The sequence below is a fragment of the Candidatus Sysuiplasma acidicola genome, from assembly GCA_019721035.1.
GTDB lineage: Archaea > Thermoplasmatota > Thermoplasmata > Sysuiplasmatales > Sysuiplasmataceae > Sysuiplasma > Sysuiplasma acidicola.
This window is the reverse complement of the sequence record JAHEAA010000011.1, coordinates 45,825-69,971: the sequence shown is the minus strand read 5'-3', so window position 1 is coordinate 69,971 and position 24,147 is coordinate 45,825. Positions and strand designations below refer to the sequence as shown.

The following is a 24,147-nucleotide window of genomic DNA, read 5'->3' as shown; positions in this document are numbered from 1 at the left end:
TTTGCGTTACTGACTTATATGCTAGCACAGGCACTGCAATGCCGTACCTGGCAATAAATGTTCAGTAAACTGAAAATCAGGGAAAAGCTGACAATGTCCATAGAATCATTGCCCGGATGGTTTTCGATCGTCCGCCATAAATACTTCGTCGTAAATTACCCGTATTAATGCGCGTACTGATCACTGGCGGTGCTGGTTTCATAGGATCGAACCTGCTTCATTACTGGTGCGAAAAGCATCCGGATGACGTCGTAGTCTGCCTGGATAAGCTGACTTATGCAGGCCATCTGTCCTCCATTCGTTCACTGATTGACAGCGGCAGGATTGAATTTGTGAAGGGAGACATCTGTCTCAGTGAGGACGTCAGGCGCTTAATGCACGACACCGACACCGTTATACATCTAGCGGCCGAATCGCATGTGGACAGATCAATAGACAAGCCGGACGAGTTCGTAAGAACCAATGTTCTCGGAACTTTTACACTGCTGGAAGAGGCGCGTCGCGCGGATATCCGGCGGTTCCATCACGTCTCAACCGATGAGGTATTCGGTTCTCTTTCACTCGATTCCGCAGAGAAATTCAATGAGCAGACACGATACAACCCGAGGAGCCCATACGCTGCAAGCAAAGCTGCTTCTGACCATCTCGTAAGATCATACGGAGAGACCTACGGCATCGGCACGAGTATATCGAACTGCGGTAATAACTTCGGTCCGTTTCAGCATCCTGAAAAGATAATACCTCGTTTCATAACGCTCCTGCAATCGGGCAGAAAGGTGCCCATCTACGGTGACGGACTGAATGTCAGGGACTGGATTTACGTTTACGATCACTGCTCCGCGATTGATGCGATCGTAAACAGAGGGAAGAACGGTGACACGTACATGGTTTCGGGCAGAAACGAACTCTCAAACATTGAACTCACACGTAAAATACTTTCAGTAATGGGCCTTGCTGAAGACAGAATAGACTACATCAGGGACAGACCCGGACACGATCGCAGATACGCTCTCGACGATTCAAAGCTGAGGAATGAACTAGGCTGGAAGCCTTCCATGCAGCTGGAAGAGGCTCTGAAAGTCACGATCAGCTGGTATCTCAGCAACGAGTGGTGGTGGAAGGGCATGGGCGACACTTACTCTTTTTCAGGCGATCTGAAACATGCGGGCAGCGGTAGCGAAGTGCAACCTGGCCGATGATCCATATTCCATGGGTGCTGTGTTGTGCCTTAAACGAGTAGCAGCGTGCACCCGGTTGTAAAATCTTTGAAATAGAGCCCTGCTTTTCATCACTTCATGACAGAGAGCAAGTTCAAATGGGTTAAGTCGCCAAATTTCAACGACAGACCTGCTGGTGCAATAACTATGATCGTAGTGCATCACACGGTGATTCCTACACTCGAAGAAACGGTGAATCACTTTCTGAATCCAGAGTCAAAGGTTAGTTCCCATTATGTTCTGGGAAGAGACGGCAGCATAGTCCAGATGGTGAAGGATGAGGATCGCGCATGGCATGCAGGCGTGAGCAGCTGGAAAGGAGTGGACAACTGCAATGATTACTCCATCGGAATCGAAGTTGTCAACAAAGGCGACGGCGTCCAGCCTTTCACTGAGGAACAGTATGTTTCTCTGTGGAATCTAGTGGGAACCCTTGTGTCGAAACACGACATAAAGAGGGATATGATCGCAGGGCACAGGGATATAGCTCTCCCTCCAGGCAGAAAAGTGGATCCTGCGGATAATTTTGACTGGTCACGCCTTGCAGAATTCGCCGACAGGAAGCAGGTGGCAGCGCTTGCTGAGATCATGCACAGCGAATACAGGCAGAAGCATGCAGGAACCGGCAAGAGCTGAGACATCGGCAATGCGCCTCTCAAACAGAACGCCCTGTGTCATAGATTGGCAAAATACTTGAAAGCGTTACCTATCCCATGACATATGAACTACGAGTCATTCGGCGGAACGGGAATAAAAGTCTCCAGACTGATCTATGGCACTTGGTACCTTCCACATGAAGATGCAAAAAACAACAACGGTATCTTCGAGGTGAGCAGGGAACGCTCTCTTGAAGTGATAAACCGTGCGGTGGAAATCGGTATCAATTTTTTCGACACTGCAGACGTGTACAGGGGTGTCTACGATCGGAAGTCAAAGCAGCCAGGTTTCGAACATGTGGGTCTCTCGGAGGAAATACTCGGTGAAGCGCTGAGCGGGCACGACCGGGAGTCATTTGTGATAGTCACCAAGGTCACCGGACGAACCGGCCCGCTTCCGAATGACCAGGGGCACAACAGGAAGCATATCATGAAGGCCGTCAGGGACAGCCTTTCACGACTGAAAACAGACTATATTGACATTTATCTGCTCCATGGGCCCGACGCATCGACATCACTGGAAAATGCAATAAGATCCATGAACCACCTCATCGACGAAGGACTCATTCTGCATTACGGTGTTTCTAACTTCCAGCCGGAACAGGTGGAGGAGATGTTCGGTATATGCAGGCATAACGGCCTCGAGCCTCCCTGCGCGGTTCAGGAAGTTTACAATCTCATCGACAGGAATTTCGAGACAGGCAGGCTGAAGGTCGTTGAGAAGCACAACATGGGTGCGATGATTTACAGCCCTCTCGCCCAGGGCGTTCTGGCCGGCCGCTATTCAGTGGAAACAAAGGACGTGCCCAGAAAGACTTATGATGAACTGTTCGCGGAAAGGGCGTCCGAACTCGCCGCTCGTGAAACTGTCAGGAGGGTTGCCGAAGTGGCAGGAACGAAAGGAGCTTCAATGGCCGGCGTCTCACTTTCGTGGCTGATGTCAAAGAGCCGTAACATTTTCCCCATAGTCGGCGCAACCAGAATCGAACAGCTGGAGGACAGTGCTGAGGCCACAGGGCTGAGGCTCAGCGATGACGAAATCAGGAAGCTTGAGAGCTGACGCGGTGCTATACTGCATTCACAACCAGCCGCAGGAGCCAGTTCGCTCATCAGTCTTACACGGGCACGAACAAGCAGACTTCCAGCCCGGCCCACGCGTCGGCGAAAGTTATTCATGAGCGGCAGCATAATGGGATCGGCATGGGACGAATGGCTGCATCAGGGCACAATGCACCCAACACCGGTATTGATGAACGGCCAAGATGCGGATGGAGCACCATCGAACCGCTCTACGTGCGTTACCACGACACCGAATGGGGCGTGCAGCTGCATGATGACAGGAAGCTTTACGAATTTCTTGTGCTGGAAGGCTTCCAGGCTGGTCTCAGCTGGTTCACTGTGCTCAGGAAGAGGGAGAACTTCAGGGAAGCTTTCGATTCTTTCGACCCGGATGCGGTGAGCCGTTACGGAAAGAGGGACGTCACGAGGCTGATGAAAAATTCCGGCATCATCAGGAACAGGAGCAAAATACTCGCTGCGATACAGAACGCTTCCTCTTTTCTGAGTGTCGTCGACGAATTCGGAAGCTTCGACAGTTACATCTGGTCTTTCGTAGACGGAAAACAAAAAGTCAACTCCTGGAGTAGATTGTCGGATTTGCCTGCGAGCACGGCCGAATCCGCACTCATGAGTGCCGATCTTATAAGGAGGGGTTTTCGTTTCGTCGGTCCAACCATATGCTATGCTCACATGCAGGCGACGGGCATGGTGAATGACCATCTGATAACATGCTTCAGGCACTCCGAATGCCTCTGATAAATTTTCTTTTGAGTGTAAAGCCGCAAATGCCGTCGTCATGGAGGCTGCAGTCTGCTCACACTGCAAAGCTGCGCAGTGTCATGAATGCGGTGAGTTCATGCTGTTTCCAGCCATAATGAATAAATATCCCGTCGTGGAATAGTATGGTAGGAGCATAAGTCATGGCCAAGAAAAAAGGTGAAGGTTTCCAGTCCGCGGCAGGTCTGATAAGATATTTCGACGCCGAGGATGAAAAGGCGCTTAAAGTGAATCCATGGCTCGTCGTCGCTCTCATAATCGCCACGGTTGTTATAATCGAATACCTGACGATATCGTTTCCAAATGCCTGAAGAGCTGCCCGTATGACGCTACAAACGGCGCATAATGTCATGTGGAACTGACATCTTTTTGTCCTGTAAGCGGTATTCCTGCGGTTGAAGGAGCACGGAGGCATTGCTGTGAAGGCGGTTCTTGTAGTGGATATGATTAACGACTTCGTCACTGGCAGGTTCGGCTCGAAAAGAGCGGAGCATATCGTGCCCGCTGTCGGTGCGCTGATTGACAGAGCAAGAAGTGCTGGCATTCCTGTTTTTTACCTCAGGGATTCGCATCATCCCGACGATCCTGAGATGCGTGTATGGGGAAGACACGCCATGGCCGGTACCCGTGGATCAGAAATAGTGAAAGAGCTCAGGCCAGAACGCGGTGAGAAGGTCTTCGCCAAGAAGCAATATTCGGGCTTCTTCAGCTCCCCTCTTGACAGGACGCTGAAAGCCGCAGGTGTCGATGAAATATATTTTGCCGGAATCAGCGCCGATATATGTGTACAGCACAATGTCGCCGACGCTTTCTTCCGCGGATACAGACTGACCGTTGTCAGCGATTGCGTCGAGAGTATGAATCCTGCAAGGAAGAAAGCAGCTCTGAAATACATGAAGGAAATCTATGGCACATCCATAGTTTCTCTTGGTAAGGTGAAATTCTGAAACAGTTCTTCACTGCCTCTGACGAGCAGATAGCCGCCGGCGAGACAACAGATACATATTTCACGAAAACGCGCAAGATACTCGAAAAGAACGGACTTGCCTCGCAGAAAGTGAGTGCTGAAGTCACCGCCAGCGAATTTCCCGCAGGATGGACATGGGCCGTGTTTGCGGGTCTTGAAGAAGTGATTCGTCTCTTCGAGGGCATGCCTGTCGATATTTATTCACTGCCGGAGGGCACCCTTTTCAGGAACAGGTCGCGCAGCGGCATCCTCGTGCCGCTGATGTATATTGACGGAAGCTACTATGATTTCGCTGTTTATGAGACGCCCATGCTCGGCTTCATCTGCCACTCGTCGGGCGTGACAACCGTAACCTCCAGATACAGAAAGAGATGCGGCGACAGGACGCTGCTTGCCTTCGGAATACGCAGGGCTCATCCAGCTATTGCACCGATGATCGACCGGGCGTCGTACATCGGCGGTTGCGACGCCGTGTCGTCGATTATCGGCGCCAGCACCATCGGGAAGGCGCCGCAGGGAACCATGCCGCACTCGGCTGTGCTGATGTTCGGCGAATCGTCGAAAGCATTCAGCGCCTATTCAGATGCAATGCCTCCGGGAGAAAAGAAAATTGCGCTGGTGGATACATTTTCCGACGAGCGCCAGGAGGCACTGATTGCTGCCAGGACCATACCGGATCTCTATGGAGTGAGACTGGACACACCGAGGTCAAGGAGAGGCTCGCTTCCTTCAATTGTTTCCGAAGTAAGGTGGGAGCTGGACGCTTCCGGTTTCAAACAGGTCAGGATATTCGTCTCGGGAGGCATCAGGGAAGGAGATGTGGAAGCGCTGAAGAAAGCGGGTGTCGACGGTTTTGGCGTCGGCACAGCGATCAGCAATGCGCCGGTCGTAGACTTTTCCATGGATATAGTGGCCGTCGGCGGTCGGGCGATTGCAAAAAGGGGAAAATTTTCGGGAAGGAAAGAAGTCTACAGGTGTCCCTCATGTCTTCAGTTCGATGTCACTGCTCCTGGCGCTGCAGTGAAGAAATGCCCGTCGTGCGGCATCGTCCAGAGAAAAATGCTGAAAAAGGTGCTGTCCAACGGAAAGAGGAGTTCGCCCGAAACGGATGCGTCTTCAATCCGTGCATATGTCATTGAGCAGCTCTCCTCGGTCGAAGAAATGCCAATATAACTGACGCGCAGCCCGATATCGGCCACCGCAAAGGTTTTAAGTCACGCATGCGCAATTGCTCGTGGCATGAGCACGAATCCGGACGGCAGAATAGCGGGAAGGACGCTGGAGGATGGCCATATCACATGGTCCCATAAATACGACATGAATGTGGTATTCGTGCCTCCTGGTGAAGATGAGCGATGCTTCGCCTGCGGGTCCAGACTGGTAGCGCCCGATGGAAGATGGCACGGTGCGGAAGTGAAGAAGGGAAAGTATTATTGCGAAAAGTGCACACCCTCTCCGTGAGACTCATTCACAATCTTTCATCCGAATGCTGTCAGAACCCTTCTCAAAGTGGGCCGGAACATGCCCTGATATGCATCTTTGGTGGCAGGCGGACGCCGTCAGGCAGGGAGAAGAGTTTATTAAACACTTCAAAGTACGACAGAACGAACCACAAAAAAGACACGGAGCAATGTAACCTGATGATTGAGGTCGGAAAGGGAAGCAAAGACGGGGCAGGCGGCAATTCGTGCCGCATCACGGAAGTGCCGTCGCTCATGTGTTTCAGTTCAATTGTTGTTGAATCGGCAGATAACAGGTGGATATTTTGAATCTTTTGAAAGAGAACAGATTGCAATGGTGTATAGGCGGTGCGCAGGGCAGCGGGGTTGACACTTCGGCAAACATATTCTCGCGTGCATGCGCGGAAGGCGGACTCTGGGTGATGGGAAAGAGAGAGTACTTTTCCAATATCAAGGGCGAACACAGCTATTTCGTGGTAAGAGTTGGGGAAAAACAGGCCCGTGCTCTTTACGACGCCATCGACGTGCTGGCAACCTTCGATGAGGAAACTGTCGCCAGGCACTTCGATGAAGTTGTGAAAGGCGGCGCGCTGATATATGATTCCGCCCTGGCTAACAGGAAAGTGGAAGAGATACCAACGCTTGATCAGAGGATTAAGGACGAACTGGCCCGGCGCTTCTCATCCTCCTCTCCAACTTTAAGCACGCTGGTGGAGAGCTGCAGAAGCAGGGGCGTTCACGTCTATGCCATCAATTACGCCGCGCTTCTGAGTGTGATATCCTCAAAAACAGGCGAAAAGAGATCGAGCATCCTCGGCAGGATGGTCAATGTAATTGCCGTGGCAGTTTCATTCGCTCTGCTGAAGTACGACATTGCAGACCTGAAAAGTTCGATTGACAGGATATTCGGCGGCAAGAAGAACGTCGCCGCAATGAACATAACTGCTGCAGAAGTCGCATATGAGTATGTTGCCGGCAATTTTCATGATGAAGTACCTTACAGGCTAAGCAAGATTCCGAAAGGCGCCGGCAAACGCATGCTGCTCAACGGCAATCAGGCCGTGGCCCTCGGCAAAGTGGCAGCCGGACTCCGTTTCCAGACTTACTACCCGATTACGCCTGCTGCGGACGAGAGCACTTATCTTGAGCATTATGAACGTTTTCCGATGCACGGGCAGGACGGAAAGCGCGGTAGCATAGTCGTACTGCAGGCAGAAGACGAAATTGCCGCGGTGACCATGGCTATAGGCGGGGTGCTTGCAGGTGCCAGAACGTCGACATGCACTTCCGGACCAGGATTCTCGCTCATGGCTGAGGGGATCGGCTGGGCCGGCATCAACGAAGTGCCGCTTGTCGTGACTAACTATCAGCGGGCCGGACCCTCCACCGGCATGCCCACAAGACATGAACAGGGCGATCTTAAATTCTCGATGTACGGCGGTCACGGCGACTTCCCGCGCATAGTCCTCTGCTCCGGAGATCTGGAAGAATGTTTTTATGACGCCAACCACGCGTTCAATTATGCCGAGCGTTATCAGATGCCCGTCATTCACCTACTCGACAAGGCAATAGCGAACAGCACTGAATCTGTCCCCTACTTCGATCCGTCGAAGATGCACATTGATCGCGGTCTTTTCCTGGGCGACGGTGTGCCGTTTGTGCTCAATAAGGATGAGGAATATGCACGCTTTAAATTCACTGAAAACGGCATAAGTCCAAGGGTTCCGGCGGGCACGCCCGGTGCGATATTCTGGAACACGGGTGACGAGCACACCGAAATTGGCCACATAACCGAAGACCCCGTATTGCGTAACAGGATGATGGAGAAGAGGATGGGCAAGCTGAATCTTGCGCTGAAGGAGATACCCGCGGACGAACAGTTTCACTACTTCGGAGACGAGAAACCGGACCTGCTTGTCGTGAGCTGGGGTTCCACGAAGGGGGCCCTGCTCGAAGCGATCGAAGAGCTGAGGAAGGAAGGAAAGAAGATAGGTTTCCTGCAGATGCGCCTGATACTGCCGTTCCCCGCGGAGAAGGTTAAGGAATTTGCTGCTCGTGCCAGTAAAGTCGCGGTGATGGAGATGAATTATGTCGGCCAGCTTGCGGATGTGATGGCCGAATACACGGGCATCCTTGCGGAGTTCCGCATTGTCAAGTACAACGGCCGGCCAGTAACCATCGACGAGGCGCGTTCGGCTCTTGCGTCGATACTCGAAGGCAAATCAGAAAAGAGGGTGGTGCTCACACATGGAGCTTAAACTCGCAGATTACAGAACAGAGGTTCACAACGACTGGTGCCCGGGATGTGGCGACTTCGGCATATTGAGTGCCGTTCAGATGGCTCTCGCGGAGACGAAACTCGATCTCAGCGACACCGTGCTGGTCAGCGGCATAGGCTGTTCGGGCAAAACGCCTCATTACGTCAATGTCACGGGCATACACACGCTGCACGGAAGGCCGCTTCCGTTTGCAACAGGCATAAAGCTCGCGAATCCCCGCCTCAATGTTGTCGTAGTCGGGGGTGATGGTGACGGCATGGGAATAGGTGCCGGTCATTTCGTCAGTGCCGGAAGAAGGAATGTGGATATGGTCTACATAATTTACGACAACGGAGTCTACGGCCTTACAAAGGGACAGGCTTCACCGACCCTCAAGCTCGGTACAAAGACGAAGGGACTCAGTTTTCCCAACATGACCAGCAACATAAATCCGCTCATACTGGCAATGGCCTGCGGTTACACCTTCGTGGCCAGAGGATACTCCTTCAACGTTCAGCACCTGAAATCCATTATCAAGGCAGCGATAGACCATAAGGGGACAGCCTTTGTCGACGTGCTGCAGCCATGCCCGACGTACAATGATATCAATTCAAAAGAGTGGTACAACGGAGAAGACAGGGCGGAGGAGAACAAAGGCAAGCCGCTTCCCCGGGTTTATACGCTGGAGAGCAAAGGATACGATCCGAATGTCAACACGGCTGCGGGCAGGGATGAGGAAACGGTGAAGCTCGAAGCCTTCAGGCTGGCGAGCGAGTGGGGCGACAAAATACCGATTGGCGTCTTCTACAGGAATGAGGAAATACCGACATACAGCGATCGCATAGTGGAGCGCATTCCTGAATATGTGACAGTTCCCCCTGCAAAACAGCCGATCGGAGACAGCAGCAGGAAACCGATCGCCGACATTGATGGCTTCATGGATGAACTGAGTGTCTGATACTCGATGCCCGACCGGCGGCGGCATCCTGCCGCATGGCCGGTTAATGGCGTACCGATTCCACGCTCAACTTTCTCGTTATCCGCACGAGAACGCTGCTTTTCTGATATTCTGCAGATCCTCCGCTTCGACAGCTGCAGTTACGCTTGATTGACTATTGTAGGTTTAGCGACGGTCTACAGGTTTCCCTTGGCCGGAAAAGCATTCGGCATGGCCAAATAAGCTCATCGCAAAAGAAGAATTCCAGGACTCCGCGTTTTACTGTTTTTTGTCAGGCGAATGAGGCGCAGACTCCGTGAATTCACGGCATCCGGACCCTGTCAACTTTTCCTTGAAAATATTGACTTGAAGGCTTCCGCTCAGCATCTTTGAATTGCTTCATTGCCTCATCAGCCTCCCGCTCCTGCCCGGGTCACGAGCAGACATCCTGGTTCTGTCGCGATCATATGTCGCGATCATGTGTGGCACCGCATTGGCATTGCCACGGAGCCGATAACGCGCCATCCGCATGCATCATTCCAGTCATGCAGACTATTTGAACGCGACAGGGGGCGGTCGCCGAAACAAGTTACTTCCACACAACATTGACAGTGTCCGCTGCATAGCAATCATGGCAATGTCCGCAACTGATGACGACAGTTATGACAGCAGCGGACAGCGCTCACAGAAATCATGAAGCGGCGGGAATATCAATGAAAACTTGACAGGGTCGCATCCGCAAACGACCCTCACTCAACTTTGCTGGCTGGCGCCAATATCCTGTTGGCTTCCGGCATCCTGCCGAAGAAATGGTGATAGAGCATTATGTTCAGGCTGTTGAGAACGAACCCTATCTCAAACGGGACGAAGACAGGAAAGACGTCCTGGATGGCACCCGATGAGAAGGTAGCGCCTGCTGACGGGAACAGCCTCGCTGACTGGTTTGTTCCTGTAGCAAACGACCTGGATTCTTCGCTCACCATGTTCATCATCAGGGACTGCTGCGAGGGCAGAGCCATGGCCCTGGACGTCGTGAAAATGAGGTAACTCGCTGAGGCCATGAGCGGAGAGAATGAAAACGGGAACAAAAGTGCAAACGTCGCTGATACTGCCCTGGTGGTGATGATGAAGCGCACGAATCCCAGCCGGGCCGTCAGGAACGGAGTGAAAACCATAGCGGAGGCAGTGAGGACACCACCGACAGCAAAGAGATCTCCAATCGTGCCGTTTGACATCAGGAACTGATGCCTGAGTATGATCGGAAGGAACGGTATGATCAGGCCCTGAGTTGCGCCATTCAGTGAGCCAGTGATGGCAAACTTCTTGATAAGCCCCATGTCCTTCCCGCTCGTCCTTTTTTTCCCAGGTACAGCCTGGCGGGGCTTGAAATTCTCCCTGATTGGTATAATCACGCAGAAAGACACCAGGGCGAAGAACAGTGCCACTGCGAAAAGCACCTCGTAATTGTTCAGGTTGGCAAGAACGGCGCCGGCGGAACCTGCAATGCTCGATATTATGGTGAATGCCGAGAACAGCATCGTCCTGTTCCCCGCATTTGTCTTCTCTGCAAGCAGCGCAGTCTGCATCGGCGCCACTGAAGCGCCGACGCCTCCGCCGACAATCCCTCCTGCTATGCCGAAACCGCCGATTGCAGCAGACACAGCAAGCAGAAAGATATTGTCCGTCAGCAGAAGTATCAGCACGGCGACAGGAAGAAAGAAGAGCGTGAGGAGGAGCAGCCTCTTCCTGCCGTGTATGTCCGCATACCTGCCAATCACGAGTGTCAGGAGAGGGGTGAAAAGGGCGCCGATTGCAAAAAGTATACCGATCATCGTCAGGGACAGATGCAGGTGATACCTGTAGTATAATCCAATAATGACTGAAAGAATTCCCCCGGCAAAACTTCTCGCGCCTCTGGATAGGACCAGCAGGTAAAGGTCCGTATGGCCGTTCCTGTCTGCTTTAATCACTCTGGTTCCCCGGTGTAGTGTGTACACTGCTTCTCGAACGCTTATTTGTTTTTTTTGCCGGCATTATGCCCGTGCAGACTGCCTGCTCTTCTGTTTGAGTATTCTCTTCCCCATCAGTGATTCGAGCAGCTGCACTGCGATTTCCGCCGTTCTGTTCGAATAATCCAGTATAGGATTGACTTCCACCAGTTCGGCGGATGTTACTACGCCCGCATCATAGAGCATCTCCATCGCCAGATGCGCTTCACGATACGTCAGCCCGCCAGGGACAGGAGTTCCGGTTCCTGGTGCCTCCCTTGGATCCAGCACGTCGATGTCAAAGCTGACGTGAACATCGCTGGTGCCTCTTCCTGCAATTTGTATGGCCTGCTCCATCACTTCAGCTATGCCCATCTCATCCACTTCCTTCATCGTGTACACGGTTATCTTCGACCTGGAAAGGAGCTCTGCCTCCCCTTCATCTATGCTCCTGCATCCAACTATTACCGTGTTCTTCTCAAGCGCCTTGGGCGATATTTTTCTGAAATTGACCAGTTGCGGGAGGCCCTGCCCCAGTATGGCAGCAAGGGCCATGCCATGGACATTTCCGGATGGCGTCGTCCTGTGTGTATTGAAGTCACCGTGAGCGTCAATCCATATGATGCCCCTGTCCGTTCCATGTGGTGCAAGTCCGCCGAATGTACCGATTGAGACACTCTGATCCCCTCCTATCACCAGCGGCATCATTTTTTCCGAAACGCACCTGGATACCTGTTCCGCTATGTTGTTGCACATTTTCATTATGTCTGCAAGGTAACGTGCGCTCTCCACGCCGTGTCTGGCAGTTGACCTGTCCGGGCCAGGAACGTTGCCAAAGTCCACTACCTGGTGGCCCAGATCAGAGAGTCGTTCGACGAGGCCGGCTATGCGCATGGCAGTCGGTCCCATGTCCACGCCTCTTCTCTTCTGCCCCAAGTCCATTGGAACACCGATGACTCCTATTTTCACACATATCACCATGAGTCAGCGCGTCAGCACTTCTGAATTTTCTCAACAGGATGCGATGCGCTGTTGATCGGCGTATAGAGAGTGCGAGGCTGTTCTTATTTCTTGAGGTTTGCCGAAAAGAACTTCAGCACACGCTCCCGGGCATCCTTTGCTGCTTCCTCCACGTAGTTGCGGCCAGTGTCATTAAAGAACGCATGCGCAGCGCCTTTATAAACCACAATTTCAAAGACCTTGTCAAAATCTACCAGTGCCTTCACGAGTTCATGAATGTGTTCGTTGATTCTCTTGTCAAGACCGCCGTAAAGTCCGAGAACGGGTCCGTTTATGTTCCTGACACGGTCCAGAGGCTCTGGATTCTGTCCGTAGAAAATAACGGATGCTGCAGTTTTACCTGTGCATGCAAGTTCTGCCGACATCGCTCCGCCAAAACAGAAACCGGCGCTTCCAATCGCCCCGTGCGAAACGTTGTCCCTTCCGTTCAGAAAATCGACACCGGCGGAAAGTTCCTCGGCAAGTTTCTGTCTAGGCAGACTGAACATAGAGCCCATCAGCGACTGAATGACGGCCCTCTTGTCCTCATCGTACTTTGAAAGCGATGCCTGGACGAATTCCATGTCCCTCTGTTTCTCCGGCGGAAGTGACATGAAGAATTTCATCGTCATGTTGATATTTTCTTCCGTCATGCCGGGCGGAGCGTATCCGCTTGAGAAAAGATGGGGTGCGAGTACGACGTATCCGTGCCGTGAAAAGCTGTCAGCAACACTCATTATGTGCTTATTCAGGCCAAATATTTCATGCACAAGCACGATCGCCGGAAATCTGCCTTCGCCCGCCGGCTCAGCCAGATATGCGTCTATCTGCCCCGTAGCGCCTGCATACTTCACCATTTTGCCGTTTGTTTTAAATTCGCTCATTCCATTCCCTCAGTTTTGTGTTGCCGAAAACGTCCTCATAGCTATTATCTTTGACGGATCAGACGATTCTCCACGGAGGAAGCCGAAGGCCTTTATTCATTGGATAGTGGCGATGCTCAAATTTATTAATGCGCAATACGTGAAGTGAAACACGTACATCGAGTGCAACCGCAGGAGACAGCAGGTAAATGTCTGAGGGCCGTTCCCCCCGCAACATTTGCCCCGCGTCTGTCTATGACCTTCGGAAATGAAAATTGCTGGAGGATGCAGATGACAAAATATGTCCTTGTTTCGGATGCAACGCTGAGCTACGATTACAGGAATTTCCCACTGCTGGATTTCCTGTCCTGTGCACCTTCCGATATTGTGCCGGAGATGTTCTACAACTACCTCAAGGGGAAGTCTCCACCAGCCCTGCCGGACGGAAGAGTGAAGTTTGCCCCATATTCTGTAAGGAAACTGGAAGCAGCACTACTGAGGGGGAACCGTAGGGAGGATGTTGTTGTAGCGCACGAAGACCATCTTTCAAATTTCATCCGCGACGATACAAAAGTGATTGGCATCAGCACCATGGATCCTCTCGGTACAGGACCGCTCACAGTCTCATACGCCATATTGTTCGGCAGCAAAGGTTATCCATGGGTCCGCAGGGAATGGTACAGACTCATAGCAAAAATAGCCGCGGTGAGGAAAAGCAAGAAGGCAAAACTGGTCGTCGGCGGTCCGGGGGTGTGGGAATTCACTCTCTTTCCAGAGGAGCTTGACAGCTGTGGCATAGATTATGCATTTCAGGGCGAGGCGGATGATGTCGCATGCAACCTGTTCGAAAGCATTTCGGATGGAAACGCCGGTTCAGAATTTTTCTATAACGGATATGTGAGCTTTGATGAACATTTTCACAGGAGCTACAGGAACGACGACAGGTTCCTGACAAGAAAACAGGGAGTGAAGGGCCATCCGTCCCTTGATGATATACCGGAGATTCTTGCGCCATCGGTCAAAGGCATGACGGAGGTTATGAGAGGATGCGGTGTCGGATGCGACTTCTGTGAAGTCACGCTCAGGCCCTCGAGGTATTACCCTACAGAGAAGATAAAGAAGGAAATTGCCGTAAACGCAGCAGGCGGATTCAGTAATGCATGGATACATTCGGACGAAATATTCGCGTACAGGCACGGAAGACTGTTCGAGCCCAACAGGGATGCACTCGTCGAACTGTTCTCATCTGTCATGTCTGTTCCCGGGACCACGTCAATGAATCCCACGCATGGTCGCATTTCCATTCCGGCGGCCTACCCTGCACTGATAAAGGAACTGAGCGACATTGCGAGAGCAGGTCCGTCGAACTGGATCGGCATACAGGTGGGCGTGGAAACCGGTAGTGAAAGACTTGCCAGGATACACATGCCAAACAAGACGCTGCCGCTGCGCATCGGTTCTGACGGCAGCTGGCAGGACATCGTCTGGTGGGGTGTCCACAACTTCAACAGGAACTTCTGGCGGCCTGCGTTCACCTGCCAGGTTGGCCAGAGAGAGGAGACCGACGAAGACAACTGGGACACCGTCGAGCTGATAAACAGGCTGAGCAATTCAATGGTCGACGGCAACCCGTTCGAGTTCACTATCACGCCGATGCAGAACGTGCCGCTCGGTCTGATGAAGAGCAGGTCATTCTCCCGCGTGCAGCTGAACGAATCACAGCTCGCCGTCTATTATGCCTCCTACAGGCACCTTGCAAAGATTGCCGCGCGTGATTCTCCTTCATCCAGTCATGGTAGGGTCGTGTCCAGAGTTGGCATTTCGAGCCTCATACCGATTGGCGGATGGCTCATGATGCGCCGCATCGAACACATCTGCCGCAGCCGCGGCATGGATGTGGAGAAGGTGAAGAGATACGGCCTTGGCTCAGGGCGAGAGGTTCCGAAACCGAAGAGTATTGCCACGTGATACGCGCCAGGTAAACCGCTGTTGCCGCACACACTCGAACGGTTGCGCTCGCAAGCGGTTTATACTTTGTTCTTGCTTGACCCTTCATGGCCAGAGACAGTGGTTCATACGGCGCTTCCCACGGATATCACAGACATGGCGACGGTCATGATTTGGACGGAATGCTGAGTCACCTCCTGTCAGAAGAGAGAAGAGAGTGGCAGGATCCGGAAAAAATACTCGATGCCGTACTTCCGGCGGGCGTCGGCACTGTCGTTGAGGTGGGATGCGGCCCGGGCTATTTCACTCTGCCACTGGCCCGGAGAATCGGCTCTGGCGGAACCGTCATCGCTCTGGACGTAAACGCCACATCGCTCTCAGTATGCAGGCAGAGACTGCTTGAAGCGAACCTGCATAACTTCGAGTTGCTGCGGCTGGATGCCGACAGGTTCTTTCCACTTGCGGATGGGAGCGCAGATTTCATACTGCTGGCGAACGTGCTGCATGACCTGAAGAGGCCGCAGAATACCCTTTCAGATGCACTAAAACTGCTGAAGAAGAACGGACGTGCCGTGGACATAGACTGGAAGAAGGAGTCGTTGCCATTCGGTCCGCCGCCTGAGATCAAATTCTCCTCAGATCACAGCAGGGACCTGCTGATCGAAGCCGGTTTCAGGGATGTTTCCGTTTCCGAGATCGGGCCTTACCACTACTGCGTGCTTGGAACGAAATGAATGCCGCCTTCTCAGTCAGGGATCGATCAACCTTATGTCCTTGAAGAATATCGGATGTAGCCGTCAGACAAATCCCGGAGACGATTAATACAATGCTCGAGGAAACGTTTGCACGTATTGGCAGCTTCTCACAGAGAAACAGCGGCAAAATAATCGTTGCATGGGTAATCTTTATCGTTGTTTTCGGGCCATTTGCACCAATGCTTTTTAGTGAAACTTCATACAACATCTCTTCCGGATTCTTCCCGTCAAATTCCATGTCTGCGCATGCGCAGAAGTATCTCGCGCAGTATTTCCCGAAGGAGGCATCCGCAGGCAGTCAGAGTCTCGTCGTAGTCACCACAGGCACAGATGTCAATTCGCCAGGCGTTGTGTCTGCATTCGGTGCCATTCAGACAGGCGTTAACGGATATCTCAGGAGTCAGGGTGTCGGCGGCAACGTAACGTCGATACTCTCTGTCGAAAACAGCACGCTGACAGCCATCACCTACGGTGCAAAAAAAGAGCTGAACGCCACATACACGCTTCTTTCACAGACAAACAGCGCAGTTACAACGCTGAACGTAACGCTGAACAGGACGCTGCAGATGATCTACGGAGTTCCATCACTCTTTCTTTCCTATTATGCTGCCGTCAACAATTCCTCTGAAGCCAACAACCTTACGCTGCGGCAGCTGAATGGAGCTGACACGCTCGTCACGCTGTATTACGGCACTTTTTACGGTTACTGGAATTCCTCGCGGATATCTGCATCGGCGCCGAGGGCGTATTATGCCATAAATCAGACCGTGAATAACGGCACCTCCACATATTACGCAGTTTCAGTGCAGAACGGCAGCCCGCTTCACAGCATTTCCGCGTCGATTGCTGGTAATTTCTCCCTGTCCGATTATGCGCAGAACAACACACCGGACAGAGTGCATTATGATGCCTACGCTTACATGTACATCCTGAGTGCCGTCCTTCCCGGACTCGGTTCGAACAGTTCGGTTGTTTCCTTCCTTCAGACCGATTTGAACATAACTGCGAGCGATTTTTTCGACAATGCGTTCTACCTCCCGCAGCCAGCCACAACCCCAGCCGTGACTGCTCGCTCGGTAAGTCTTGTTGCGAAAGGTCTCGAATCTAACATGCGGTTCAATCCGCTTGTGAGTGCTGTTCCAGCGTATGTGGCGCCTTATCTGCTGAAAGTCAACGCGACGGCTGACATACCCGCGCTCGTTTCCATCACGCTGTCCTCATCGGGCTTTGCAGGCTATCCCTTTGTTCCCTCTCCCTACATTTTCCACCAGTTCGTCGGGTACGACAATTCCACAACAATTCTGATAGTGACGACAACATCTGTCCTGACGTTGAGTCAGTCAAACGCCATATCCTCCTCGGTACGAACATCGCTCAGCGGCATTGCAGGAAGCAAATACTATATAGCCGGCTCGGAGCAGCAGAGCAGACAGCTTTCAAGCTCAACGCTCTCCGGTATGGTGAGGGCACTCATAATTGGAATAATCCTTTCGGTTGTTATCGTGGGCCTGTACTTCAGGTCCGTCACGGCTGCTTTCCTTCCTCTGCTCATGTTTGCAGTAAGTGCCATCTCGGCGTTCTCGGTCAACGCGCTTCTCTACAAGTACATTCTTCATTCAACAGTATCGTTCATCACACCGACGCTGCTTCTCATATTGCTCCTGGGGCTGTCCAGCGATTACGTCGTCTACATCATGTCGAGGTTCCGCCGTGAACTCAGGAACGGCAACAGAAATCCTGCAATAATCTCCACGCAGTGGGCAGGACACGCCGTGTTCACCTCTGGCGTTACTGTCGCAGTGTCGTACATGGCGCTCTACGTCGCAAACGTGCCTCTCTTCAGCGACTCCGGAATAACAAACGCCATCGGAGTGATGCTGGCCGTGCTCGTGGCAAACACACTGCTCGTGTCCATTCTGAATATCGCACGCTCCAGAATATACTGGCCGGCCAGGATTAACGGCCCGGTCGATGAGCGAAAAACGGTAATGTTCCGCGTGTCGGGTTTTGTCCTATCAAACAAGGGCAAGATAGCGGTCGTATTCCTTGTTGCCGCCATTTTATGCGCCTACGTGTATGCCGCAACACCGACAAATATGGATGTTTTCGATCTGTTGCCCTCAGGCAGCGGCATAAACGCGATCCGTGTAGCCACCGCCGGCTTTCATGGCGATCCATTCGATATTGGATACATTATAGTGCAGTTACCGACACCGCTGATCGGTACAAACGGCACATACAGCGCTAATGAAATGTCACAGATCACCGCTATTGAGAATGCCGTAGCATCCAACACACAGATAAGGCAGGTCCAGGGACCGACATACCCGTTCGGCTACTATGTGCCATACAACCTTACAGGCATACCTGCTGAGTATCACAGCGCCTACAAGTCACAGATCGGCACGTTCATCGGTTCGGATACACATTTTGTGCGCATAACGTTCGAGCTGTCTTCACTGGCGTGGAAGACTTCCGCTTCGGAGTTTGTGAACAGACTGCCTGCAATCATACATGCAAGGGCCGGCGGAAGTTATTCCATGTATATCGGAGGTCTCACGCAGGGTTTCAACGACGCCTATGCGTACACTAGCAGCAGTTTCGGTAATCTTGTTCCAATACTTGCTCTGGCCATCTTCGCCGTGCTATCGCTGCAGCTCAGCTCGCTTTTTACGCCTGCAAGGCTCATTCTCATGGTCCTGTCCTCAGTCGTCATTTCACTCGCAATTACATACATCATACTGTATTATGTGCTGCACATGCCGCTGGTGATATTTCTGCCAATGTTTACCGTGATCACTCTTCTGGCAGTTGGTCTGGATTATGACATTTTCATGGTTACGAGGGTAAGGGAGGAAGTGACGCACGGAAAGAGCGATCAGGAAGGCATTACGACCAGCATTACAGAAAATGGCGGTGTGATCATAACGCTCGGCTCCCTCCTCTTCGCAACCTTCGGCTCACTGACATTCAGCGGTATCGGTATCATGGAGGAGATAGGCCTGGGACTTGCACTCGGTGTGCTGGTCGACACGTTCATCAGCTGGCCTTTCTTTGTCCCCGCAGTTATGCTCTATCTGCGAAAGTACAACTGGTGGCCATCAAAAATAGGGAAGAAGAGACGCGTGGTGTACAGGCGTTTGAGCCCCAGAACAAGATGATTGCAAGACTCGCCGGCAGTCAGTCTCAGTAGACAGGTGCCTTCTCTTCCTTCCCGTCCGCATTATTGGCATATCTCGCAGCCACGTGAAGGAAATCGGCCAGCCTGTTCAGGTATCTCAATATTTCGGGGTTGAATCCCTCCTTTCCTGACGCGGCAACGACTCTCCTTTCTGCTCTTCTGGACACCGCTCTTGCGAAGTGGAGAAGTCCACCGGCTCTTCCTCCGCCGGGAAGTATGAATGTCCGCTGTTCAGGTATTCTGGCAAGCATGCCGTCAATTTCCCTTTCCAGTCGCTCTGTCATTACGCTTCCGACTCTGGGCAGGTTCTTTATCTCCTTGCCAGATGAATTCAGATCGGCTCCCAGCGCAAAAAGTTCGCTCTGTATTCTCCTCAGTATTGTCGCCAGCAGTTCATCTCTGATTTCGGGAATGGCCATGCCGATGACACTGTTCAGTTCATCGATCGAGCCTAGCGCCTCCACCATCGGATCTGTTTTCGCGACTCTTTCGCCTGTTATCAGGCTTGTTTTGCCGGTATCTCCAGTTCTCGTATAGACCTTCGACATCCTATGCCTCAGATCAGCGGTATGAGATAATGGTCAACGCTTATCGCTCCGGCACCGAGGAAAAATAGCGCCAGACCCATGGCGAAATAGGCAATGTCCCTTTCATAACCGAAGGCATAGCTCTTCCCCATAATGCGGGAGTACAGGTAGACGGCCACCAGCGCCTCTACTGCCACGAGCAGACCGACGATCTGCGTTCCGGCCCCTAATACCAGCAGTATTCCTGCCACAAACTGGAAGTATCCCACAAGCAGCGTCACAGGGCCGGGTATGCCTCTGGTCCGCATTACGTTAATTATGGAATTTCGCCTGGAGCCTATCTTTGGGTAGCCGTGAACAATGAGTGCGAAACCGATAACCACCCTGAGCACAAGCAGTCCGTAATCCTGCAAACCCTGTATCAATAAATACGATCCAGCCATCTGATTACCATCTGCGAGCCAAATGAGTGCGAATGACACGGGCATATATTGAACTTTTGGACCAGGCGACCGTGTCCACTCCCCTGAAAATAGTGACTTGAAGGCTTCCGCTCAGCATCTTTGTATTGCTGCATGGCCTCATCAGCCTCCCGCTCCTGCCAGGGTCACGGGCAGACACACCGGGTTCGACCGTGACCATATGTTCCTGGCTGCGTTGAAGTCACGGTCATGTGTGGCACCGCACGGGCATTGTGATGTGCTGTCCACATGGGGATGTACTTTGAGAATCTGTCCCTTAAGGAAAACCGAACGTGCAAGCCGCTGATTTCAGCCGATGGTGATGGTAGTTAACCCGGGAACTATCTTTCCCGGACTTCTCGCCCGGTACGATGCTCGTTCCTATGTTTCTGCACGAAGAAATTGACCGTAATGTTCATATATGAGTGCAAACATAGTTTTTACGAAGTCTCGGATGGTGTTTTTCTTGAAGAAAGAGGACAAGATATTGAGGGTCGCCGAATCAAAGACGTATGATGTAGGCACAGGAATTCTCAGAGTCGACGGTCAGATAATGCAGCACATGGGCCTGGTTCCCGGTGACTATGTGCAGATAACAGGCAGGAAGAGAACCGCAGCCGTCCTGGGAGCTAGTTTTCCCGAGGATGAAAACAGGGGTATAGTGAGGATGGATGGCATACAGCGCAGGAATGCCGGCGCGTCTCTTGACGACAAGGTTGCCATTTCGAAGGTCGTTCCAAAGAACGCCGTCAAAATCACGGTCGCACCGGTCGAGGAGCTGAAGCTCACCGGAGCGGAGGAATATGTCTCAACAGTTCTGGACGGCAGGGTCGTTTCCAAAGGCGACATCGTGCAGCTGAACGTGATGGGCAGCAGGGTTGAACTGATGGTCACCGGCTATGTGCCCAGCGGATCGGCCGCGATAATATCCCGGAACACAAAAGTCACCGTATCGGCCAAAGCGGCCAAAGACTCGCCGGCAACGTTGACCGGTATGTCGTACGACGACATCGGTGGTCTCTCCGATGAGGTGAAGAAGGTCAGGGAGATGATTGAGCTGCCGCTCAAGCATCCGGAACTCTTCGAGCGCCTCGGCGTCGAGGCACCGAAGGGCGTGCTGCTCCACGGGCCTCCGGGCACGGGCAAGACGCTGCTTGCTAAAGCGGTGGCCAGCGAAACGAATGCAAATTTCTACAGCATCGGCGGCCCGGAGATAATGAGCAAGTTCTACGGGGAGAGCGAAGAGCGTCTGCGCGAGATCTTCAAGCAGGCGGAGGACAACGCACCGAGCATCATATTCATAGACGAGATAGACAGCATAGCGCCGAAGAGGGACGAAGTCACCGGTGAGACGGAGCGCAGGGTGGTGGCACAGCTGCTGGCGCTCATGGACGGGCTCGAAAGCAGGGGAAAGGTAGTCGTCATCGGCGCAACGAACAGGCCAAACGCCATCGACGGCGCACTCAGGAGACCGGGAAGGTTTGACAGGGAGTTAGAGATAGGTGTCCCGGACAAGAAGAGCAGGCTCGAAATATTGCAGATACACACAAGGGGCATGCCAATCTCGGACGACGTCAGACTCGAAAAGCTGGCCGACATGACCCATGGATATGTCGGGGCCGATCTGTGGGCGCTGTGCAAGGAAGCCGCAATGCGCTCGCTGAGAAGGATGCTCCCGCAGATAGATGTGGAATCTGAAGTCGTTCCGGCAGAGGTGCTCCGCACGCTGAAGGTGACGATGGACGATTTCGCAACAGCATTCAGGGAGATGTCTCCATCGGGCCTTCGCGAAGTGCTCGTAGAAAAGCCGAATGTCACATGGGACGATATCGGTGGGCTCGGCGGACTGAAGGAGGAATTGCAGCAGGCCATAGAGTGGCCGCTCAAATACGGTGCTGCGTTCGAGAAACTCGATGTTGCCCCGCCCAGGGGCATACTCCTGTACGGGCCTCCGGGCACGGGCAAGACGCTGCTTGCGAAAGCGGTGGCACATGAAAGCGAGGCGAACTTCATCAATGTCAAGGGACCCGAGTTTCTGAGCAAGTGGGTCGGAGAGAGCGAGAAAGCCGTCAGGGAGATATTCAGGAAGGCTCGACTCGCGGCGCCCTGCGTCATATTTATAGATGAAATCGACGCAGTCGTCCCTGTTCGCGGCGGCAATGCAGGCGACGCGCAGGTGACTGAGCGTGTTGTCAGTCAGATGCTTACCGAAATGGACGGACTCGAAGAGCTTCACGGTGTGTCCGTGATAGCTGCAACAAACAGGGCAGACATAATAGACCCGGCACTACTGAGGCCCGGCAGATTCGACAGAATCATATATGTTCCTCCGCCGGATCTCGATTCCAGGAAGGCTATACTGTCCATACACACAAGGAAGAAACCAATTTCTGACGACGTGCACATTGACAAGCTTGCCGAAAAGATGAACAACTACACAGGTGCTGAAATTGCAGCGGTGTGCAACCAGGCGGCCATGATTGCCATGAAGCGTCACATATCGAAGAACAGCGGTGCGCTGGACGAAAAAGCGCTCTCCGGCATCAGGATCACGCAGTTGGATTTCGAAGCGGCAATGAGGACGATAAAACCGCTCTCGTCCGAAGAGATGTCACGCTACGAGGACATGAACAGGAAGTTCAAATCCGAGACGGCATATCCTGAACTGTGAAAAGTGCGGCAACGGGTGCAGTGGTCATAGGGGCCGTTTCAACCGGCGCGGGCAAGACCGCCGTTTCGATGGCACTGATGCGGTTGCTCGCAATGAACGGCGTGGCCGTCGCCCCGTTCAAGGTCGGACCGGATTTCATCGACACTCAGTTTCATGAAATCGCAGCGGGCCTCCGCTCCATAAACCTCGACGGTTTCATGACATCCGCAAACTACATCAGGGAAACAGTGGCGGGAAAGGAGGCGGAGGGATTTTTCTGCATAATAGAAGGTATGATGGGCCTGTTCGACGGGCTCAGCGCCAGAGCTGATTTCGCGAGCACGGCATGGGTATCGAAAGTGCTTGACGCACCCGTCGTGCTCGTGCTGGATGTGTCTGCGACGATGAGAACGGCTGCCGCCGTAGCATCGGGAGTGACGCAATATGCACGCAGAAGAGGCGTGCGCATTGCCGGTGTCATATTATCAAGGACCGGCAGCAAAGGTCACTACGAGGGATGCAGGAGCGCAATCGAGGGTGCCGGGCTCAGGGTCCTGGGTCACATTCCCGAATCACCGGAATTCAGAATCAAAGAAAGACATCTTGGACTCTCGCTCCCTGAAAACATGCAGATGATTGCACCGCTTGTGGATTCAATTGCCGTCACACTGGGAGAATCGCTAGATATCGGCGAATTTATCCGGTTGTTCTCCAGACCTGCAAGGCAAGTTTCAGTCAGGAACAAGCGCACATATGACGCCAGAGCGCGTATCGGTGTTGCCACGGATTATGCATTCAACTTCTATTACCAGGACAACATGGAACTCCTGCGCAGGGCCGGCGCAGACATTGTGCCGTTTTCTCCGATCAACGACAAGTCTGTGGACATGTTCGACGGGCTTTACATCGGCGGCGGTTACCCCGAACTGTACGCCTCGTCAATATCGCAGAATACGCCGATGCTTTCTAGCCTGAGGCGGGCCGCAGAGAATGGAATGCCGGTCTATGCCGAATGCGGCGGTTTCATGGCTCTGTGCAGGAAGCTTGAGTTCCGCGGCACGTCGTACAGCATGGCCGGTGTATTTGACGCGGCCGTAGCTCTCACGCAATCACCGGTAATAGGGTACAGGAAAGTCAGGACAAACGTCACAACACTTCTCGGAAAAAGGGGGCTGAACGCACGCGGGCACGAGTTCCATTATGCCGCAATCACAGACGATGCGCCAGAAGATCGGCAGAGGCTGTTCAGGGTGTGGAATGCTCGGACTGGAAATGAGGAAGCCGCAGGCCTGGTGTCTGGCAACGCGGCCGGCTCATTTCTGCATCTTCATTTCGGCTCGGGGAGGAGCATGGCCAGGAATATAGTCAACGCCTGCATAAATTACTCCAGATCATGAGATTCATGTCGGTACAGGAGCACCATCAGCACATGCTGCCTGTCGCGC

General features: G+C 52.8%; 21 protein-coding genes. 15 read left to right on the top strand and 6 right to left on the bottom strand.

Going from position 1 to position 24,147, the window contains the following annotated elements:
* Positions 1-167: 167 nt before the first annotated feature.
* The 10 genes from rfbB to KIS30_06450 all read left to right on the top strand — a co-directional run bounded on the left by rfbB (position 168) and on the right by KIS30_06450 (position 9,352).
* The gene (gene rfbB, locus KIS30_06495; protein ID MBX8646386.1) at positions 168-1,199 is read left to right on the top strand and encodes a dTDP-glucose 4,6-dehydratase; all 1,032 of its coding nucleotides are present in this window, start codon (positions 168-170) and stop codon (positions 1,197-1,199) included.
* A 96-nt stretch (positions 1,200-1,295) separates the two neighbouring features.
* Positions 1,296-1,853 carry an N-acetylmuramoyl-L-alanine amidase gene (locus KIS30_06490; protein MBX8646385.1) on the top strand — a complete coding sequence of 186 codons (558 nt, stop codon included), beginning with the start codon at positions 1,296-1,298 and terminating at the stop codon, positions 1,851-1,853.
* 84 nt (positions 1,854-1,937) lie between these two features.
* On the top strand, positions 1,938-2,933 hold the full coding sequence (locus tag KIS30_06485) for an aldo/keto reductase (GenBank protein ID MBX8646384.1): 996 nt from the start codon (positions 1,938-1,940) through the stop codon (positions 2,931-2,933).
* 149 nt (positions 2,934-3,082) lie between these two features.
* Entirely contained in the window at positions 3,083-3,688 is a 606-nt protein-coding gene (locus KIS30_06480; protein MBX8646383.1) for a DNA-3-methyladenine glycosylase I, read from the top strand.
* 164 nt (positions 3,689-3,852) lie between these two features.
* Positions 3,853-4,020 (top strand): preprotein translocase subunit Sec61beta, encoded by a 168-nt coding sequence (locus tag KIS30_06475; protein MBX8646382.1) that lies wholly within the window; start codon positions 3,853-3,855, stop codon positions 4,018-4,020.
* Positions 4,021-4,152: 132 nt separating this feature from the next.
* On the top strand, positions 4,153-4,656 hold the full coding sequence (locus KIS30_06470) for a cysteine hydrolase (GenBank protein ID MBX8646381.1): 504 nt from the start codon (positions 4,153-4,155) through the stop codon (positions 4,654-4,656).
* Positions 4,653-5,849, top strand: coding sequence for a nicotinate phosphoribosyltransferase (locus KIS30_06465; GenBank protein ID MBX8646380.1), 1,197 nt, complete (start codon positions 4,653-4,655; stop codon positions 5,847-5,849). Before KIS30_06470 ends, KIS30_06465 begins: the two co-directional genes overlap by 4 nt.
* Positions 5,850-5,915: 66 nt before the next feature.
* Positions 5,916-6,137: a hypothetical protein gene (locus KIS30_06460; GenBank protein MBX8646379.1), complete on the top strand. Its 222-nt coding sequence runs from the start codon at positions 5,916-5,918 to the stop codon at positions 6,135-6,137.
* A gap of 313 nt (positions 6,138-6,450) precedes the next feature.
* Positions 6,451-8,394, top strand: coding sequence for a 2-oxoacid:acceptor oxidoreductase subunit alpha (locus KIS30_06455; GenBank protein ID MBX8646378.1), 1,944 nt, complete (start codon positions 6,451-6,453; stop codon positions 8,392-8,394).
* Entirely contained in the window at positions 8,384-9,352 is a 969-nt protein-coding gene (locus KIS30_06450; protein ID MBX8646377.1) for a 2-oxoacid:ferredoxin oxidoreductase subunit beta, read from the top strand. The genes KIS30_06455 and KIS30_06450 overlap by 11 nt, the downstream gene beginning before the upstream one ends.
* A 728-nt stretch (positions 9,353-10,080) precedes the next feature.
* Here KIS30_06450 and KIS30_06445 read toward each other — a convergent pair.
* The 3 genes from KIS30_06445 to KIS30_06435 all read right to left on the bottom strand — a co-directional run bounded on the left by KIS30_06445 (position 10,081) and on the right by KIS30_06435 (position 13,202).
* Positions 10,081-11,298, bottom strand: coding sequence for an MFS transporter (locus KIS30_06445; protein MBX8646376.1), 1,218 nt, complete (start codon positions 11,296-11,298; stop codon positions 10,081-10,083).
* A gap of 66 nt (positions 11,299-11,364) precedes the next feature.
* Positions 11,365-12,294 (bottom strand): arginase, encoded by a 930-nt coding sequence (rocF, locus tag KIS30_06440; GenBank protein MBX8646375.1) that lies wholly within the window; start codon positions 12,292-12,294, stop codon positions 11,365-11,367.
* Between the two features lie 89 nt (positions 12,295-12,383).
* Positions 12,384-13,202 (bottom strand): dienelactone hydrolase family protein, encoded by an 819-nt coding sequence (locus KIS30_06435; GenBank protein MBX8646374.1) that lies wholly within the window; start codon positions 13,200-13,202, stop codon positions 12,384-12,386.
* A gap of 270 nt (positions 13,203-13,472) precedes the next feature.
* Between KIS30_06435 and KIS30_06430 the strand changes: the two genes are divergently transcribed.
* The 3 genes from KIS30_06430 (at position 13,473) to KIS30_06420 (ending at position 19,044) form a co-directional block, all read left to right on the top strand.
* On the top strand, positions 13,473-15,149 hold the full coding sequence (locus KIS30_06430; protein ID MBX8646373.1) for a B12-binding domain-containing radical SAM protein: 1,677 nt from the start codon (positions 13,473-13,475) through the stop codon (positions 15,147-15,149).
* Positions 15,150-15,235: 86 nt separating this feature from the next.
* On the top strand, positions 15,236-15,862 hold the full coding sequence (locus KIS30_06425) for a methyltransferase domain-containing protein (protein MBX8646372.1): 627 nt from the start codon (positions 15,236-15,238) through the stop codon (positions 15,860-15,862).
* Positions 15,863-15,954: 92 nt separating this feature from the next.
* Positions 15,955-19,044, top strand: coding sequence for an MMPL family transporter (locus KIS30_06420; GenBank protein MBX8646371.1), 3,090 nt, complete (start codon positions 15,955-15,957; stop codon positions 19,042-19,044).
* A 25-nt stretch (positions 19,045-19,069) separates the two neighbouring features.
* Here the strand turns inward: KIS30_06420 and KIS30_06415 are convergent, their stop codons facing one another.
* The 3 genes from KIS30_06415 to KIS30_06405 all read right to left on the bottom strand — a co-directional run bounded on the left by KIS30_06415 (position 19,070) and on the right by KIS30_06405 (position 20,301).
* Positions 19,070-19,612: a cob(I)yrinic acid a,c-diamide adenosyltransferase gene (locus KIS30_06415; GenBank protein ID MBX8646370.1), complete on the bottom strand. Its 543-nt coding sequence runs from the start codon at positions 19,610-19,612 to the stop codon at positions 19,070-19,072.
* A gap of 8 nt (positions 19,613-19,620) precedes the next feature.
* Positions 19,621-20,034 carry a DoxX family protein gene (locus KIS30_06410; GenBank protein MBX8646369.1) on the bottom strand — a complete coding sequence of 138 codons (414 nt, stop codon included), beginning with the start codon at positions 20,032-20,034 and terminating at the stop codon, positions 19,621-19,623.
* A 141-nt stretch (positions 20,035-20,175) separates the two neighbouring features.
* Positions 20,176-20,301: a transposase gene (locus KIS30_06405; GenBank protein ID MBX8646368.1), complete on the bottom strand. Its 126-nt coding sequence runs from the start codon at positions 20,299-20,301 to the stop codon at positions 20,176-20,178.
* 205 nt (positions 20,302-20,506) lie between these two features.
* On the opposite strand from KIS30_06405, the gene KIS30_06400 reads away from it, so the two are divergent.
* Positions 20,507-22,723, top strand: coding sequence for a CDC48 family AAA ATPase (locus KIS30_06400; GenBank protein MBX8646367.1), 2,217 nt, complete (start codon positions 20,507-20,509; stop codon positions 22,721-22,723).
* Positions 22,720-24,099, top strand: coding sequence for a cobyrinate a,c-diamide synthase (locus KIS30_06395; GenBank protein MBX8646366.1), 1,380 nt, complete (start codon positions 22,720-22,722; stop codon positions 24,097-24,099). The genes KIS30_06400 and KIS30_06395 overlap by 4 nt, the downstream gene beginning before the upstream one ends.
* The last annotated feature ends 48 nt before the right edge of the window (positions 24,100-24,147 follow it).

Bases quoted from the DNA above. Each gene is read 5' to 3' on its own strand.
- rfbB (MBX8646386.1), top strand. From the start codon at position 168: ATGCGCGTACTGATCACTGGCGGTGCTGGTTTCATAGGATCGAACCTG.
- KIS30_06490 (MBX8646385.1), top strand. From the start codon at position 1,296: ATGACAGAGAGCAAGTTCAAATGGGTTAAGTCGCCAAATTTCAACGAC.
- KIS30_06485 (MBX8646384.1), top strand. From the start codon at position 1,938: ATGAACTACGAGTCATTCGGCGGAACGGGAATAAAAGTCTCCAGACTG.
- KIS30_06480 (MBX8646383.1), top strand. From the start codon at position 3,083: ATGGCTGCATCAGGGCACAATGCACCCAACACCGGTATTGATGAACGG.
- KIS30_06475 (MBX8646382.1), top strand. From the start codon at position 3,853: ATGGCCAAGAAAAAAGGTGAAGGTTTCCAGTCCGCGGCAGGTCTGATA.
- KIS30_06470 (MBX8646381.1), top strand. From the start codon at position 4,153: ATGATTAACGACTTCGTCACTGGCAGGTTCGGCTCGAAAAGAGCGGAG.
- KIS30_06460 (MBX8646379.1), top strand. From the start codon at position 5,916: ATGAGCACGAATCCGGACGGCAGAATAGCGGGAAGGACGCTGGAGGAT.
- KIS30_06450 (MBX8646377.1), top strand. From the start codon at position 8,384: ATGGAGCTTAAACTCGCAGATTACAGAACAGAGGTTCACAACGACTGG.
- KIS30_06435 (MBX8646374.1), bottom strand. From the start codon at position 13,202: ATGAGCGAATTTAAAACAAACGGCAAAATGGTGAAGTATGCAGGCGCT.
- KIS30_06430 (MBX8646373.1), top strand. From the start codon at position 13,473: ATGACAAAATATGTCCTTGTTTCGGATGCAACGCTGAGCTACGATTAC.
- KIS30_06425 (MBX8646372.1), top strand. From the start codon at position 15,236: ATGGCCAGAGACAGTGGTTCATACGGCGCTTCCCACGGATATCACAGA.
- KIS30_06420 (MBX8646371.1), top strand. From the start codon at position 15,955: ATGCTCGAGGAAACGTTTGCACGTATTGGCAGCTTCTCACAGAGAAAC.
- KIS30_06415 (MBX8646370.1), bottom strand. From the start codon at position 19,612: ATGTCGAAGGTCTATACGAGAACTGGAGATACCGGCAAAACAAGCCTG.
- KIS30_06410 (MBX8646369.1), bottom strand. From the start codon at position 20,034: ATGGCTGGATCGTATTTATTGATACAGGGTTTGCAGGATTACGGACTG.
- KIS30_06400 (MBX8646367.1), top strand. From the start codon at position 20,507: ATGGTGTTTTTCTTGAAGAAAGAGGACAAGATATTGAGGGTCGCCGAA.